General features: G+C 45.1%; 19 protein-coding genes. 10 read left to right on the forward strand and 9 right to left on the reverse strand.

The features are described from left to right. Position 1: 1 nt before the first annotated feature. Together LNL84_RS16035 and LNL84_RS16040 are read right to left on the reverse strand one after the other, a co-directional pair. The gene (locus LNL84_RS16035; protein ID WP_244358582.1) at positions 2–970 is read right to left on the reverse strand and encodes a KpsF/GutQ family sugar-phosphate isomerase; all 969 of its coding nucleotides are present in this window, start codon (positions 968–970) and stop codon (positions 2–4) included. A 12-nt stretch (positions 971–982) separates the two neighbouring features. Beyond that, positions 983–1,948: a calcium/sodium antiporter gene (locus tag LNL84_RS16040; RefSeq protein ID WP_244358584.1), complete on the reverse strand. Its 966-nt coding sequence runs from the start codon at positions 1,946–1,948 to the stop codon at positions 983–985. A 274-nt stretch (positions 1,949–2,222) separates the two neighbouring features. Here LNL84_RS16040 and mlaF point away from each other — a divergent pair, with 274 nt between their 5' ends. From mlaF to LNL84_RS16080, 8 genes are all read left to right on the forward strand, one after another. Continuing rightward, positions 2,223–3,017, forward strand: coding sequence for a phospholipid ABC transporter ATP-binding protein MlaF (mlaF, locus tag LNL84_RS16045; RefSeq protein WP_244358587.1), 795 nt, complete (start codon positions 2,223–2,225; stop codon positions 3,015–3,017). Positions 3,018–3,019: 2 nt separating this feature from the next. Further along, positions 3,020–3,802 (forward strand): lipid asymmetry maintenance ABC transporter permease subunit MlaE, encoded by a 783-nt coding sequence (gene mlaE / locus LNL84_RS16050; protein WP_244358589.1) that lies wholly within the window; start codon positions 3,020–3,022, stop codon positions 3,800–3,802. Between the two features lie 19 nt (positions 3,803–3,821). After that, on the forward strand, positions 3,822–4,307 hold the full coding sequence (gene mlaD, locus LNL84_RS16055; RefSeq protein WP_244358591.1) for an outer membrane lipid asymmetry maintenance protein MlaD: 486 nt from the start codon (positions 3,822–3,824) through the stop codon (positions 4,305–4,307). 44 nt (positions 4,308–4,351) lie between these two features. Beyond that, entirely contained in the window at positions 4,352–4,960 is a 609-nt protein-coding gene (locus tag LNL84_RS16060) for an ABC transporter substrate-binding protein (RefSeq protein ID WP_425244324.1), read from the forward strand. After that, positions 4,953–5,258 (forward strand): STAS domain-containing protein, encoded by a 306-nt coding sequence (locus LNL84_RS16065; protein WP_244358592.1) that lies wholly within the window; start codon positions 4,953–4,955, stop codon positions 5,256–5,258. Before LNL84_RS16060 ends, LNL84_RS16065 begins: the two co-directional genes overlap by 8 nt. A 9-nt stretch (positions 5,259–5,267) precedes the next feature. Then, positions 5,268–5,522 carry a BolA family iron metabolism protein IbaG gene (ibaG, locus tag LNL84_RS16070; protein ID WP_244358594.1) on the forward strand — a complete coding sequence of 85 codons (255 nt, stop codon included), beginning with the start codon at positions 5,268–5,270 and terminating at the stop codon, positions 5,520–5,522. A 9-nt stretch (positions 5,523–5,531) separates the two neighbouring features. After that, positions 5,532–6,797: a UDP-N-acetylglucosamine 1-carboxyvinyltransferase gene (gene murA / locus LNL84_RS16075; protein ID WP_244358595.1), complete on the forward strand. Its 1,266-nt coding sequence runs from the start codon at positions 5,532–5,534 to the stop codon at positions 6,795–6,797. A gap of 72 nt (positions 6,798–6,869) precedes the next feature. Further along, entirely contained in the window at positions 6,870–7,601 is a 732-nt protein-coding gene (locus LNL84_RS16080) for a 1-acylglycerol-3-phosphate O-acyltransferase (RefSeq protein WP_244358597.1), read from the forward strand. A gap of 54 nt (positions 7,602–7,655) precedes the next feature. Here the strand turns inward: LNL84_RS16080 and LNL84_RS16085 are convergent, their stop codons facing one another. From LNL84_RS16085 to arcA, 5 genes are all read right to left on the reverse strand, one after another. Then, positions 7,656–8,045, reverse strand: coding sequence for a RidA family protein (locus LNL84_RS16085; protein WP_244358599.1), 390 nt, complete (start codon positions 8,043–8,045; stop codon positions 7,656–7,658). A gap of 102 nt (positions 8,046–8,147) precedes the next feature. Then, entirely contained in the window at positions 8,148–8,609 is a 462-nt protein-coding gene (gene pyrI, locus LNL84_RS16090; RefSeq protein WP_244358600.1) for an aspartate carbamoyltransferase regulatory subunit, read from the reverse strand. 15 nt (positions 8,610–8,624) lie between these two features. Continuing rightward, on the reverse strand, positions 8,625–9,554 hold the full coding sequence (gene pyrB / locus LNL84_RS16095; RefSeq protein ID WP_244358601.1) for an aspartate carbamoyltransferase: 930 nt from the start codon (positions 9,552–9,554) through the stop codon (positions 8,625–8,627). A gap of 244 nt (positions 9,555–9,798) precedes the next feature. Beyond that, positions 9,799–10,803, reverse strand: a complete 1,005-nt coding sequence (argF, locus tag LNL84_RS16100) for an ornithine carbamoyltransferase (protein ID WP_244358602.1) — start codon at positions 10,801–10,803, stop codon at positions 9,799–9,801. Between the two features lie 126 nt (positions 10,804–10,929). Continuing rightward, positions 10,930–12,150, reverse strand: a complete 1,221-nt coding sequence (gene arcA / locus LNL84_RS16105) for an arginine deiminase (RefSeq protein WP_244358603.1) — start codon at positions 12,148–12,150, stop codon at positions 10,930–10,932. A 572-nt stretch (positions 12,151–12,722) separates the two neighbouring features. Between arcA and rraB the strand changes: the two genes are divergently transcribed. Together rraB and LNL84_RS16115 are read left to right on the forward strand one after the other, a co-directional pair. After that, entirely contained in the window at positions 12,723–13,139 is a 417-nt protein-coding gene (rraB, locus tag LNL84_RS16110) for a ribonuclease E inhibitor RraB (protein ID WP_244358604.1), read from the forward strand. Between the two features lie 145 nt (positions 13,140–13,284). Continuing rightward, a complete protein-coding gene (locus LNL84_RS16115) occupies positions 13,285–14,085 on the forward strand; it encodes a glycosyl hydrolase 2 galactose-binding domain-containing protein (protein ID WP_244358605.1) in 801 nt (266 codons plus the stop codon). Positions 14,086–14,094: 9 nt separating this feature from the next. Here LNL84_RS16115 and LNL84_RS16120 read toward each other — a convergent pair whose 3' ends face one another. Both LNL84_RS16120 and LNL84_RS16125 read right to left on the reverse strand, forming a co-directional pair. Continuing rightward, complete coding sequence (locus LNL84_RS16120; protein ID WP_244358606.1) at positions 14,095–15,000, reverse strand: bifunctional helix-turn-helix transcriptional regulator/GNAT family N-acetyltransferase; 906 nt, start codon at positions 14,998–15,000, stop codon at positions 14,095–14,097. A gap of 95 nt (positions 15,001–15,095) precedes the next feature. Continuing rightward, positions 15,096–15,485, reverse strand: a complete 390-nt coding sequence (locus tag LNL84_RS16125) for a DUF2061 domain-containing protein (RefSeq protein ID WP_244358607.1) — start codon at positions 15,483–15,485, stop codon at positions 15,096–15,098. Positions 15,486–15,556: the final 71 nt, after the last annotated feature.

A 15,556-nucleotide genomic window follows, 5' to 3' on the forward strand; every position in this document is an offset into this window, starting at 1 on the left:
GTTATACGACTCCTGCTTTAAGCAAATCATGCATGTTTAACGCGCCAACCACTTTACCTTCTTCAAGCAACAAGAGGCCATTGATACTCTTTGATTGCATTAAATTGAGCCCTTCCGCTGCCAACATGTTTGGCGATGCGGTGGCTGGATTTTGGGTCATGACATCGCCAATTAAGGCGCTGTGAATATCGATACGCTTGTCTAGGATTCGACGTAAATCACCATCGGTAAAAATACCTAGCAGCCTTTGGTCTTGGTCGACAATCGCCGTCATCCCCAGGCCTTTTTGAGAAATTTCCAAAAGGGCATCTTTGACCAAAGCATCAGGATGCACGGTCGGCAATGCCTCACCCGAATGCATAATGTTTTCCAATTTTAGCAGTAATTTTCGTCCCAGCGCACCACCAGGGTGTGACAATGCAAAATCTTCAGCAGTGAAACCACGCGCTTGCAGCAGCGCAACGGCCATCGCATCGCCCATGACCAAGGTCGCAGTCGTACTTGATGTCGGTGCAAGGCCAAGAGGACACGCCTCTTCTGGGACTGTGATTTGCAAGTGCAAATTAGATAAGCGAGCCATAGTTGACTTGGGCTTGCCGGTCATACTAATGATCACAATACCAAGACGTTTGAGTACCGGGTACAAAGCAAGAATTTCACCAGATTCGCCAGAGTTCGATATCGCGATCACGATGTCACCCGCTTCAACCATACCAAGGTCGCCATGCGCGGCCTCACCTGGATGGACAAAAAAAGCAGAAGTGCCCGTACTGGCAAAGGTTGCCGCCATCTTCCTGGCAATGTGACCTGATTTTCCCATGCCCATGACGATGACTTTGCCTGGATTGGCCAGCAACTTCTGGCATGCGTTTTCAAAGTCTGCGTTGAAGTACTGCTCTATGTGTTGAAGAGCGCCGATCTCAGTTTGGAGAACGGCCTTACCTGCAGTGCAGAAATCGAATGAACTCATTTGCTTGGTTCCTTACGCTGACATGTTGGTAAATAGATAAATTTGGTAGCCCAAAAAGCATAAGGTAAGAATACCACCCTCAATGCGATTGATGCTTTTGGATTTGCCAAGTGCCATGACAACCAATAATAACGAAACCCCAAGCATGACCCAAAAATCACGCCCCATCGCATGTTCACTCAAAATTGATGGATTAAGAATGCCTGGTATTCCCATGACGGCAAGGATATTAAATACATTCGAGCCAATAATATTGCCGACAGCCATGTCATCTTCACCTTTAAGCACACCAGCAAGAGAAGCGGCCAGTTCTGGCAAGCTGGTACCAATCGCAATAATGGTTAGGCCTATCACCAGGTCGCTCATGCCAAAGTATTGAGCAATAACGACGGCACTTCCGACCAGACGGTCGGCAGCAAGTGGCAGTACAATAATACCGATCACGCACCACATAATAGCCTTTCTGTTGCTTACACCTTCCGGAACTTCTGATTCTTGTTCTTCGAGTAACGCATCGCCAGCAGCTTGTTCGGATTTGCTGATCTTCAACATCATCAAAATAAACAGAGCGAACAGAACAAACAAGACAATGCCTTCATAATAACCCAGGTGGCTGTCCCAGAGCAGAACCCCAGCCAGGACGGTAACGGCAATCATCAGAGGGAATTCTCGACGCAATACGGCCGAAGAAATAGACAATGGTTTGATTAGTGCCGTAATACCCAAGATCAAGGCAATGTTGGCAATATTAGAGCCCAACACGTTGCCCACAGCGGTATCGGTTTTGCCATCTAATGCGGCGGTAGCTGATACCATCATTTCGGGAGCTGACGAGCCCATGGCCAAAATGGTCATCCCGATGATCAGTGGAGAGATCCCGAAGTTACGCGCTAATGCCGCTGCACCATAGACTAATTTATCGGCACTCCAAACTAAGAAGACCAATCCAATAATAAGAAACGCAACTGCTTCGAGCATGACTATTCCTAACAACGCTGATGGGGGGATAATTAACCGCTAATTTTGACGCTTTGAATCTTAAAAGGGAAGTGATTCAATCAATAATTTATAACAATACTCTGATAATTTCGTGTAGTTACTATTCTTGATACTGTTGTTACAGGCAAGTTGTTGAAATTTTGGTCCTAATTTGAGCTCGTTGTAAAAAATGTGTTGAAGCTTTTAATTCACAGCGTCTATCCTTATGATTGAAGAATAGATGTTCATCTTGATGCAAAGATATGGGAAGCGTATGCCAAACAAGGACTTGGTTAGAATGGAAAAGCTCTCGTTCACGAGAGGCGAACGCAAGATCTTTGATGAAGTGTCTTTGTGTGTACCAAAAGGCAAAATCACCGCTATTATGGGGCCATCCGGCATAGGTAAAACCACCCTGCTACGCCTTATTGGCGGGCAATTGCTGCCAGATTCGGGGCATATTTGGTTTGAGCAAAGTGATATTCCAACCTTGTCGCGCAGCGCTCTTTATAAAGTCCGAAAAAAAATGAGTATGCTGTTTCAATCAGGGGCGCTGTTTACCGATTTAACGGTGTTTGACAATGTCGCATTCCCCATTCGTGAACATACCCAACTTGACGAGCAACTTATCAAAACCTTAGTGTTATTAAAATTGGAAGCAGTTGGATTACGAGGGGCGGCGCAGTTGATGCCTAGTGAATTGTCGGGCGGTATGGCGCGCCGCGCCGCGCTGGCAAGAGCTATCGCCCTTGATCCTGAACTTATCATGTACGATGAACCTTTTGTCGGCCAGGATCCTATTACTATGGGGGTATTGGTGACTTTAATTCGTCAGCTAAACCAAGCGCTAAATTTAACGTCAATTATCGTCTCTCACGATGTACCTGAGGTGATGTCCATTGCTGACAATGTGTATTTGTTGGCCGATGGTAAGGTTGTTGCTCACGGAACGCCTCAATCGTTACGTGAAAACGACGATCCCAGAGTCCAGCAGTTCTTACAAGGAAACGCCGATGGCCCGGTTCCATTTAGGCACCCGGCACAAGCGATTGAAAAGGAGCTGTTCTGATTATGTTTATGGATGTGGTACAGCAGCTTGGTAAACGCAGCTTAGCCCTATGTCGTTCCTGGGGTAAAGCAACATTCTTATTGTTCGGAGCGATCGTTTCCAAACCCGATCCGGTTAAAGCCTTTCCATTGCTGATAAAACAGCTGTACAGCGTTGGTGTTCAATCATTGGCGATTATTCTCGTTTCTGGTCTGTTTATCGGCATGGTATTGAGCCTACAAGGCTACGTGGTGCTGGTGGATTACGGTGCGGAGGGCAGTCTTGGTCAAATGGTGGCGCTCTCTTTGTTAAGAGAGCTCGGTCCGGTGGTCACCGCTTTATTGTTTGCTGGACGAGCAGGTTCTGCATTAACCGCAGAGATTGGGTTGATGAAAGCCACCGAGCAACTATCCAGTTTAGAAATGATGGCGGTGGACCCAATAAAGCGCGTAGTCGCACCAAGGTTCTGGGCTGGCGTCATTTCGATGCCATTGCTGGCGATGATTTTTATCGCTGTGGGTATATGGGGAGGACAGCTAGTTGGTGTTGACTGGAAGGGGATCGACCATGGAAGCTTCTGGTCAGCGATGCAAAGCTCGGTCGAGCTGGGGCGAGATATTGGTAATAGCTTTATAAAAAGCACTTTTTTTGCAGTTACAGTGACCTGGATAGCGCTCTTTAATGGTTACGATTGTATTCCGACATCAGAAGGGATAAGCCAAGCAACAACGAGGACTGTGGTGCATTCCTCTTTGGCTGTATTGGGGTTGGATTTTATTCTCACCGCACTTATGTTCGGTAATTAGTAAGACTTTAGGGAAGAGTATGCAGCAGACACGAAAATTGGAATTATGGGTCGGCAGTTTTGTATTGATTGGTTTTTGCGCAATCCTGTTTATGATTTTTCAGGTAGCTGACGTAAAGAGCTTGGGTTCGCGCGATACTTATACTCTGAAAGCGCATTTCGACAATATTGGCAGCTTAAAAGTCCGTTCTCCGGTGAAAGTAGGGGGCGTGGTCATTGGTCGCGTTAGTGAAATCAGTCTCGAGAAAGAGAACTACCTGCCAACCGTTAGTATGGAAATTAGTCGTGAATACGATAATTTTCCCGATACGTCGAGTGTTCAGATCTTGACCTCGGGTTTAATAGGTGAGCAGTACATTGGCTTTGTACCAGGCTTTGTTTTCGACGATGAAGGTTACCTGGCTGATGGCGATCTTATCCAGGATACCAAATCGGCTTTGGTGCTTGAAGATATGATAGGCCAAGTACTCTACAGCATAGGTGGTTCGGATGAGGGGGACAAATGATGGTGCAGTCGTTGATTTGCAAGGTAGCGTTTACGCTGCTTCTCATGACCAGTTACTCGGTCAATGCCAGCACGGTAGACTCGACTCAGCCTTATGACATGATGCAGACCGTCTCTAAGGTGACGTTTGAGCGTCTGGCGAAAGAGCAAAGCCTTATCCAACAAGATCCCAATTATTTAAAAGTGGTTGTTGAAGAAGAGCTGATGCCTTACGTCAATGACAAATATGCCGCGCTAAAGTTATTAGGGCCTAACTTAAAGGGCGCTAAACGAGAAGATGTTTTGACCTTTATCGAAGCTTTTCGTGGTTATTTAGTCACAGCGTATGCGCAAGTCCTTACTCAGTATACTGGGCAGGAAATTGTCTTTGGCAAAAAACCAACGATCACTGACAAGAGTTTAATTGTTGGCATTAAAGTGATCATCATTGATGCGCCTCGACCGAATATTAACCTTGAATTTAAGTTACGTAAAAACAAGAAAACCAGTGAGTGGAAAGCATTTGACATGATTGTTGAGGGCATCAGTTTGCTCTCGAGTAAACAATCAGAATGGAACGCGAAAATTCGTCAAGAAGGGGTCCTCTCGGTGGCAAAGGAATTAGAAACTTTGGCTGGTGCCGACGTTCGCTTTGAGGGTGGCCAGAATGAGTAGTTCGATGAAAAGCTGGGTATTGAACAATGACATGCTAAGCTTCTCGGGCCAGTTAGACAGAGAGGTCGTGCCACTTTTGTGGCGTGATCTCAAGCAGCTTAAATATGCGCAAAATGAGCTTTTGGTCTCACTTGAGAAGGTTGAGCGCATAGACTCTGCCGGAATGGTGATGCTAATTCACTTAATAGAGCATGCAAAAAGTCAAAATTGTCATATAATGCTCAGCTTCGTGCCTGAGCAACTGATGACGTTAATTCAGTTGAGCAATGTTGAGTCACTGATCGAGAAACATATTTAGGAGTGATTTGTGGATAGCACACAAGTACAAGAATTATTACAAAACGCGCTCAACCTAGAAGAATTGATGGTTAAGGGCGAAGGCAGTCACTATGAAGTGATTGCGGTTGATAAGCAGTTTGACGGCATGAGCCGAGTAAAAAAACAGCAGCTTATTTATGGTCCTCTGATGGAATATATTCAGCGTAATGACATCCACGCGGTTTCAATTAAAGCGTACACTCCAGAAGAGTGGGCACGCGATAAGAAGTTGATGTCTCTGTAAGGTTTTTTGATGGAAAAGTTTCGAGTAATTGGTTCAGACCAGCCACTGTGTGGCGAAGTAACGATATCTGGCGCTAAGAATGCTGCCCTTCCTATTTTATTTGCCTCTATTTTGGCCGAAGAGCCCGTTGAGGTCAGTAATGTTCCTCACCTTCGTGATATTGATACCACGATGGAGTTGCTTAAGCGACTCGGTGCGGATGTTCGTCGCAATGGTTCTGTTTGGGTAGATTGCAGCCGTATTGATGAGTATTGTGCTCCGTACGATTTGGTAAAAACCATGCGTGCATCTATTTGGGCTTTGGGACCATTGGTTGCTCGATTTGGTAAAGGTCAAGTGTCATTACCAGGCGGCTGCGCGATCGGTGCAAGACCGGTCGATTTGCACATCCATGGCCTAGAACAATTAGGCGCAACCATCACTCTAGAAGATGGTTACGTGAAAGCCGAAGTGAATGGCCGCTTGCAAGGTGCTCACATTGTGATGGACAAAGTGAGTGTGGGTGCCACGATCACTGTCATGTGCGCGGCGACATTAGCAGAAGGAAAGACGGTGCTCGACAATGCTGCTCGAGAGCCTGAAATTGAAGATACTGCTAATTTCTTAAATACACTAGGTGCGAAAATCAGTGGCGCAGGTACAGATACAATCACCATTGAAGGCGTTGAACGTCTGGGTGGTGGTGCTCATCGTGTGGTAGCGGATCGTATCGAAACTGGTACGTTTTTGGTTGCTGCAGCGGTATCTGGCGGTAAAGTGCTGTGTAAAAATACTAATGCACACCTACTTGAAGCCGTATTGGCAAAGCTTGAAGAAGCAGGCGCTGACGTACAGACGGGTGACGACTGGATTTCACTCGACATGACGGGACGTGAGCTAAAAGCGGTGTCTATTCGCACTGCTCCTCATCCAGGCTTTCCGACAGACATGCAGGCACAGTTTACCTTGCTTAATATGATGTCGAAAGGTGGTGGCGTTATTACCGAGAACATCTTTGAGAATCGTTTCATGCATGTTCCTGAGCTAATGCGTATGGGCGCGCATGCTGAAATTGAAGGCAATACCGTGATTTGTGGTGACTCAGAACACCTAAGTGGTGCACAAGTGATGGCTACGGATCTTCGCGCATCCGCAAGCTTAGTGATTGCAGGTTGTATAGCTAAAGGTGAAACTATCGTTGATCGTATTTACCACATCGACCGTGGGTACGAAAAAATCGAAGATAAGCTATCGGCTCTAGGTGCAAACATAGAGCGCTTTAGAGAATCTGAGTAAAGTTAACCTTATTAAACTTTAGCCGAAATCATTGAATTTCGGCTTTTTGTTGAATGTTTTCGGAGTACAAAAATGATAGCACTCATCCGCTGTATCGCAGTGGCTATCTTTGCCATCGTTATGTTCGTGTTTGGTTGTGGGTATTGCTTACTGAGTCCGCGAAACCCAAAACACGTATTTACCTTTGGCCGACTGTTTGGAAAAATGTCCAAAGTCTTTGGCATCAAGCTTGAATTGAGATTGCCAGAAGATGCGTATTCTCGTGGTCAGCACATTTATATCGCTAATCACCAAAATAACTGGGACATCTTTACGGTTTCTTCTGCTGTTACCCCTAATGTAGTGACAGTGGGTAAAAAGAGCCTAGCGTGGATGCCGCTGTTTGGACAGTTGTATTGGCTAACGGGTAATATTTTGATTGATCGTGCTAACCGCAGTAAGGCGATGGGAACCATCGAGCAAGTGGTTGAACAAATCAAGCAAAGCCAAGTGTCAGTTTGGATGTTCCCAGAGGGTACTCGTTCACGAGGTCGTGGCTTATTACCTTTCAAAACGGGCGCTTTTCACGCTGCATTGGGGGCTAACCTGCCGATCGTTCCGATCGTGTGCAGTAGCACTGATAAGCTGAAATTTAATCGTTGGGATAATGGCCACGTTATCATTGAGATGATGCCGCCAGTATCAACCGAAGGCTACTCAAAAGAGGAAGTGCGTAAGTTGGCCAATGATTGTCGCGAGCAAATGAAGAGTAAACTCGAAGAGCTCGATAACGAGGTCGCACAGCGAAACAACGCAAACACATAATCAAAAAAAGGGTTGATGATTCAACCCTTTTTTGTATCTGTTTGCTTACTCAAGCTATTTGCGAACGGCAATCGCTTCAATTTCAATTTTCACATCTTTAGGCAAGCGAGCGACTTCAACGCACGAACGGGCAGGGTAGTTTGCCACGTTGTGTTCGTCAAAAAACTTACCATACACTTCGTTTACAGTACCAAAATCATTGAGGTCTTTAACAAACACCGTCATTTTTACAATGTCGGTCACGGATAGGCCAGAAGCTTCTACAACGGCTTTTACATTCTCAAGAGACTGTCGAGCCTGTGTTGCGATGTCTTCAGACACTTCGCCAGTCACAGGGTTTACAGGGATCTGACCAGAAGTCAGCACCATATTGCCGAGATCGACACCTTGTACATAAGGGCCAATTGCTGCTGGAGCTGCTTCAGTATGAAGGACTTTAGTCATTTTCTAATTCCAATGTTGAATGGAGAACAAGCAGTTAGACTGCCTTTTGAGCGCCAAAAAATCAAGCCTATCAAAGGGTAGGCTAGAAAACATGACGATCAATTATCTTTCAGTGACGACTTCTCGTGAGTAAACTTTCTCACAATATTTGCACTTGAGTCGAACGTTCTCATTTTTCTCAACTACGCTAAAGCTACTTGATACTGGCTCATTATGCGTAATGCAGTTGCTGTTAGGGCACTCAAACACGTCGTTAATCACTTTTGGTAGCTCTAGTGCCAATTTCTTGCTGACCTGGTAGTCTTCGATTTGGTTAACCGTTGCGTGCGGTGCGTAAAGTGCCAGTTTGTTGGCTTGCTCTTCGCTAACAAAAACGTTCTCAATTTTGAGAAGATCTTTGCTGCCAAGCGCTGAAGAAGGCAGATTTAAGCCAACCGTAACTCTCTGATTCGATTTGTGCATTTCGAAAAGTTTTAACACTTTGATGCCAATATTAGCGGGGATGTGGTCAATGACCGTGCCGTTTTTGATTGCTTCGACCTGCAGTTGTGTTTCTTTTGTCATTGTCATTTCTCCCAATTACAGTGTTTTATTTAAAACAAGCGCTAATAATGCTTCACGAGCATAGACACCGTTTTCAGCTTGTTGGAAATAGTATGCATGTGGCGTGACATCAACATCTGTCGTAATTTCGTCTACACGCGGCAGCGGGTGCAGTACCTTCAAGTTCGCTTTGGCGTGCTTTAATGTCGCAGCCGAGAGAATGTACGCTGATTTGATATGGGTGTATTCGGATTCGTCAAAGCGTTCTTTTTGCACGCGAGTCATATACAAAATATCGAGTTCAGGCATCACGCTTTCCATATCGGTATGTAAGCTGTACTCAATGCCTGCTTCATCTAATTCCTCACAGATATAATCAGGCATTGCCAACGCTTCTGGTGCTATAAAGTAGAAGCGAACGTTATTGAACTTGGCGAGCGCTTGAGTTAAAGAGTGGACGGTTCGTCCATATTTCAAATCACCGACAAATGCTACGTTTAAGCCATCTAGCTTTCCTTGCGTTTCTGCAATAGAGAATAGGTCGAGTAGTGTTTGTGTTGGGTGCTGGTTGGCACCATCACCCGCATTGATAACAGGCACTCCATTTGAGAACTCAGAAGCTAAGCGTGCAGCGCCTTCTTGAGGGTGGCGCATAACAAAGGCATCAACGTAAGAAGAGATCACTTGCACTGAATCGGCCAGTGTTTCCCCTTTTTTTGCTAGAGAGGTGTTGCCACCGCTATCAAAGCCAATGACATCTCCACCGATACGTTGAATTGCCGTTTCAAATGAAAGGCGTGTGCGCGTTGAGGGTTCAAAAAAGCAACTGGCAACCACTTTGTTTTTAATCAGATTAGGTTGTGGTTCTGCTTTGAGTTGTCCCGCAGTATTGACGATAAGTTCTAACTCATCGCGTGTCAGTTCGGGAATGGAGATTATGTGCTTTTGATAGAGCGTGTTCGCCATGATCGTCTTTCCTATTATTCGTCAAACGTGAACCTAAATTAACAGCCATAAAAAAGCCCCCCATAATGGGAGGCTTAAAATTTGATAGGAATAGATAACAGTGCGTGATAAGTAGAGAACTTACCTTTTACGAAAACAGACTGTAAAGTCGCTTGCACCATTTCTTGCTCCTCAGACAAATTGCTGAGAATTATACTCTTAACTTTTTTGAGCGCAAGCGATTACGTCAAAGCTTTCGGTGTTGTTAATTGCCTAAAGTTGCAACCATGACCGCTTTGATGGTGTGCATTCTGTTTTCCGCTTCATCGAATACAATGGAGTGTTCTGACTCAAATACATCGTCGCTGACTTCGAGCCCTTTCATGCCATATTTCTCTGAAATTTCCTTACCGATCGTGGTTTGATCGTCATGAAAGGCGGGTAGGCAATGCATGAATTTCACGTCTGGGTTGCCGGTTTTTTTGATGACATCCATGTTGACCTGATACGGCTTCATCAACTTTACGCGCTCATCCCAAGCTTGTGCCGATTCGCCCATTGAGACCCAAACATCGGTATAGAGAAAATCACAGCCCTGGACGCCTTCTTCAACGTTCTCGGTTAAGGTGATTTTTGCACCCGTAGATTGTGCAATCTGTTGGCACTGATCGATGAGTTTTTGCTCTGGCCAAAATGCTTTCGGAGCCACTAGTCGGATGCTCATGCCCATTTTTGCTGCCCCTACTAACAATGAGTTACCCATGTTATTGCGAGCATCACCAAGGTATGCAAAGGTCATTTCATGTAACAGTTTCCCTTTACCATGCTCTAACATGGTTTGGAAGTCGGCCAAAATTTGGGTCGGGTGAAACTCATTGGTCAAACCGTTCCACACAGGCACACCCGCATGTTCGCCTAATACTTCAACGATGTCTTGCCCAAAACCGCGATATTCAATACCGTCGTACATACGTCCAAGAACGCGAGCGGTATCTTTCATTGACTCTTTGTGGCCAATTTGAGAGCCAGAAGGGCCGATGTAAGATACCTGAGCACCTTGATCAAATGCTGCCACTTCAAAGGCGCAGCGAGTACGTGTTGAGGCTTTCTCGAAAATGAGCGCAATGTTTTTTCCGGTGAGTTTTTTTTGTTCGGTACCGGCGTATTTCGCGGCCTTAAGATCTTTAGCTAGATCAAGAAGAAACTGAATTTCTTTCGGCGTAAAGTCGAGCAGCTTAAGAAAATTTCGATTGCGCAAATTAAATGCCATTTTCAGATCCTTTTTAAATTGGCTTAGTTATTAACTTTATACATATAAATGCTTTAAAAGTGAATAATTATTTTTTCAAAAAGGATGAAAAAAGACCGAGTTCGGCCTTCTTTAATACGGTTCTCTTTACAACCCATCACGTTCGATTGGGCAACTCATACAGCGAGCGCCTCCTCGGCCACGGCCAAGCTCATTTCCAGGAATAGGCAATACGGTTATCCCAGCTTTATCATATTTTTCATTGGTATACACGTTGCGTTCGTAGCCAATGACCACGCCGGGTTTCACCGTTAACACATTGTTAGCGTCATTCCACTGCTCTCGCTCAGCCTCATAGTTATCACCACCAGTTGTAATGATTTTGAGTTGGTCGATGTCTAAAGCCTTTTCCAGAGCAGATAAATAGCTAGGCACTTTCTCGGCTTTCATCATGCCATCATTGTCAGGTGTTAAACGCCAAGTATCGAGGGATTTGTTGATGATTTCAGGGTAAACCGAGAAAGTATCCACATCCATGTGCGTCATCACGGTGTCAAGGTGCATGCATGAACGATGTTTCGGTAAATCAATGGCAATGACCTCTTTTGCTTGACCTGCTTTAAATAGGTTAGCGGCGAGATTCTCGACCCCTTGTGGCGTAGTGCGCTCAGAGATGCCAATCAGTACCGCGCCATTGCCAATCACCAAAACATCGCCGCCCTCAATGTTGGCGTTGTCGTAATGAAGATCCTCATCACCGAAGTAACGGATGAAATCTTGGCCAGCAAACGTTGGGTGCCATCGGTAAATCGCACGCAGGTGGTTAGTTTCACGCTGACGGGCAGGTTTCATCATTGGGTTGAGGGAGACGCCCCCATAGACCCAACATGACGTGTCACGAGTAAATAGATGGTTAGGCAAAGGCTCTATGACAAAATCCAGTGGGCGGCTCATTTTCTGTAACATTGATGAGGTCTGGATAGGCAATTCGGAATAGGCCAAACCACCAAGTAGGATAGAGGCAAGGTGTTCATTATCCATATCACCCAAATACGCTCTTAGTTTTCGCGCAAAGATAGGGCCGTAGCGAAAATCTGAAATTTGGTTAGCAAGAAGCCACTGTTTGGCTTCGGCTACGGCGAGTGTTTCCACCAACAGGTCATGCAGCAATAGTACTTCGACACCTTGATCGCGAAGTGTGGACGCAAAGGCATCGTGCTCGACTCCAGCGGCCTCAACTGCCAACACATCATCAAACAGCAGTTCATGACAGTTTGATGGAGTGAGGTGAGTAAGGGCTCTTTCAGGGCGATTTAATAATACTCGCCTTAGTTGGCCGACTTCAGATCCTACGTACAGCTTGCTCATCTTGCTTCCTTTCCATTTTACGAGTCGCTATTTATGACAAGCTTGTTATCAAGATGCAAGTTATTTTGTTGGTGTTTATTACGGTAAGCTGGCGATATTGCAGTTATAATTCGTGAACTTAACTAATATATCAGGATAAGTGTCTGATTAAAGTTAAGGGTAGGAGTTTGGCTTTTATGGTTTGTTATTCACTTAGTGTCGTCAATTAGCACTGCCCCATTTTTGCTATTTAGTCATTATTAAGCATAGATATGCGCTATGGCTCTGTATCAATGCTTAGGCAGTTAGACTTTGTTTGTTTCACGATTATGGGTTCTATGCACATCGGCTCGATAAACAGGCGATATCGAGAAAGACGAACGAACAGCGGCAAAGAAATGATCGTCCTAAAATAGAAGCAAGAATGAAAGTTGTTAATTTTTTGTTTCTGTGAGTTTGATCGTGAGCGATTTCCCAGACGGAAAGATTCTTTTGTTGTCATTGGAAGAAAAAGATCATCGCTTTGATCTTTCGCTATTGCGTGACATGCCGTAGAATCCACATCGTTAATCGTATAATACTGGAGCACAAAAATGTCTCAACAAGATGAGTATCTAACCGTTGAAGAACTGATTGAATATCAGAAAGACGAAACTCGCGATATTATCCAAGCGTTGATCGAAGATGGTAGTGATCCGGATGCTCTTTATGAGATCGAGCATCACTTGTTTGCTGAAGATTTTGATCGTTTAGAGAAAGCGGTTGTTGAAGCATTTAAAATGGGTTTTGAAGTATTAGAAGCTGAAGAAACCGAAGATGAAGACGGCAATAAGTTGTTGTGCTGCGATGCGACAATGGAATCAGCGTTAAATCCTGAACTTATTGACGCTCAGGTTGAGAAGCTTGTTCACCTAGCTGAGAAATTTGACATCATTTATGATGGCTGGGGTACCTACTACGAGGGTGAAGACGCTCTCTATACAGAAGAAGATGAAGACGGCGAAGAGTAATTTCCTTTTTTCTCGTTTTGAAAGCCAGCATGATTGCTGGCTTTTTTACAATACGAGGCATTTTTCTCATCCATTGATTCTCTGGTATTAATTGCTAAGGCTTTTCACTATACTCAAGTGAATTTGATCTGGCTCAATATTTAACATGAAACAATACCTCAAAGGGCTATGGCAACTGTCCCCTTTAACCGACCTTTCTATCCCTCAAAATGATATTGAGTTTCCTGCACCGCTCAGTCAGGCACTACCCTCATCGCTTTCTGAATCCTCTATCTCAGCCCAAGAATGGCATCTAATGCATGACATAGAAGTCGACGAATCATTGTTGAGTTTCCCTGCTATTGAGTTGGTGGTGGCTGGTATTGAGTACTACGCAGAAGTACGTCTTAACGGCGTTGCCCTGTTTGATTGCGATGGTGGGCAAAGTGAATATAAGAAAGACATCCGCCCCTACTTACAGTTAGGAAGAAATCGCTTTGAGATCCTTTTCATCGAAGAAGATGAAGATCAATTGCTAGAAGAGGAAAGTGCGGACATGTGCGTGCTTGGTGAGCAGCTCCCCAAGGAAAAGCACCGAGCTGTTGGTGTGTGGGTTGCCCCGTATCTTCAGTTTATTCGTCATGTCCGTCTAGATCATGTCACGATGGAGCAGATTTGGCATCATGGTGGTGGCTGTGAGTTTAAGGTAGATCTGTTCTACCATACACTCGCGGCAGGACTGGTTTCAGCAGCGGTAAAATTTGATGGCATGACCTATCATGTTCCGATTGATGTTAGAGCAAAACATGCCTCTGTGCTGTTCCAAGTCGATGCGCCTCGCTGTTTTGATCCACAAAAGCCAACCGCTGAGGATATGTACTGCCTTGTGGTTGAGCTTGATGGCCAGCGACAAGAGTTTGAAGTGGCGTTAAGGCCAGATCTTTGTGTCACCCATATCCCTTTGTAACTTTGTAGCTTATAGCGTTTTAGCCATGACGACTTCACAGGCATCATGGCCAGTATTACCAAGTGGGGCATCTAAATGCTCAAAGCCTAGCTTCTCATAAAGATGAATCGCTTCTTTTAAATCGGCGGTAGTTTCTAAATAGCATCGTGAAAACCCCATTGATTTCGCCATAGCAAATGCTAGGTGAGCGATCCTCTTTGCTAGTCCTTGCCCGCGACACTCGGCAAGAAAATACATTTTTTGCAATTCACAAATATCAGATTGACCTTGAAGCGGCGCAAACCCACCTCCACCAACGATTCGACCTTGAAACTCTATCACCCAATAAGCGGAATTTTCGTTACTGTAAACGCTGTACATATCATCGAGGGTAGGGTCGCCAACACCATACCCCTTATCGGCAGTGAGTCCATATTCTGCCGACACCACTCGAATAACCTCGGCTATCTTCGAGTTGTCGAACTCGGTCAAAGGACGGACGGCAAAAGAGCCTGACTGACAAATGTGACTGACACTTTTGATGTAGCTCTCTAACCCTTGCTGCAGTTGAAGTTGCGTCTTCTGGTCCAATGGTGCGAGAACTTGCTGGTAGAATTGTGACTGCTGTTGGTCGAGTCTGCTTAGGTGCTGTAAGCCAGATTGAGTAATGGATATGTGGTGGTTACGCTTGTCTTTGATACTGGGCACGTTGTCGATAAGACCAAGTCGCAGCAGTGCCGTCACGGTTCGACTGGCATTCGATTTGTTGACATGTAATCGCTGAGCCAATTGGCCAATCGTGAGTGTTTCTGATTGGAGTTCAATGAGCGTATGGGCTTGCACTGGCGTTAAATTAACCTCGCCACATTGCTTATCAAGCATGCCCAATAGACGGACAAGTTGACGAGAGGCATAGCGTAATTGACTTGGGTGCATGACATTCTCCATTTGATAGCGCAGCGCTAATTAATTTAATTGCGCTACGCAACAAAGTCAATGAGTGTTGTATATGATGTTACTGGCCTTTTTGTTTACGCATGTTGGTGGCACAGTATTAACGCTCGTTCTTTGCGTTGCCAGTTTTGTTCATGGAAATAGTAGGCAATGGTATTGAGTGTCGGCTCAAGTAGCGCCATGATTCCGCCAACAAGAAGATCGCCGGTCAAAAGGTAGATAACGCCAAAGGCAACAGCAAAGTGTACGCTGGCAAAGCTGACCGTTTTCATTTTGGTTAGCCATTGTAAAGAATGGTTGCTTGTACGGCGTGACCATACTTTTTCGTGCAGGTAGAAAGCGACGGTGTTTACCATTGGCTCAAGAAGCGCAACTAAACTACCAATAATAAGATCACCTGTGAGTGCATAGGCCACACTAAATGCAATGGAAAAGTGGATACTGGCAAATATTAGGGTCTTTTTCATGTCGGCCTCTTAGCATGGGCATCTACGTTTGAATTTATGCTGCTATTATGGCGCTCTCTTTGATGTAGTTA

Origin of the sequence: Vibrio gelatinilyticus, assembly GCF_022836845.1 — a bacterium.
GTDB lineage: Bacteria > Pseudomonadota > Gammaproteobacteria > Enterobacterales > Vibrionaceae > Vibrio > Vibrio gelatinilyticus.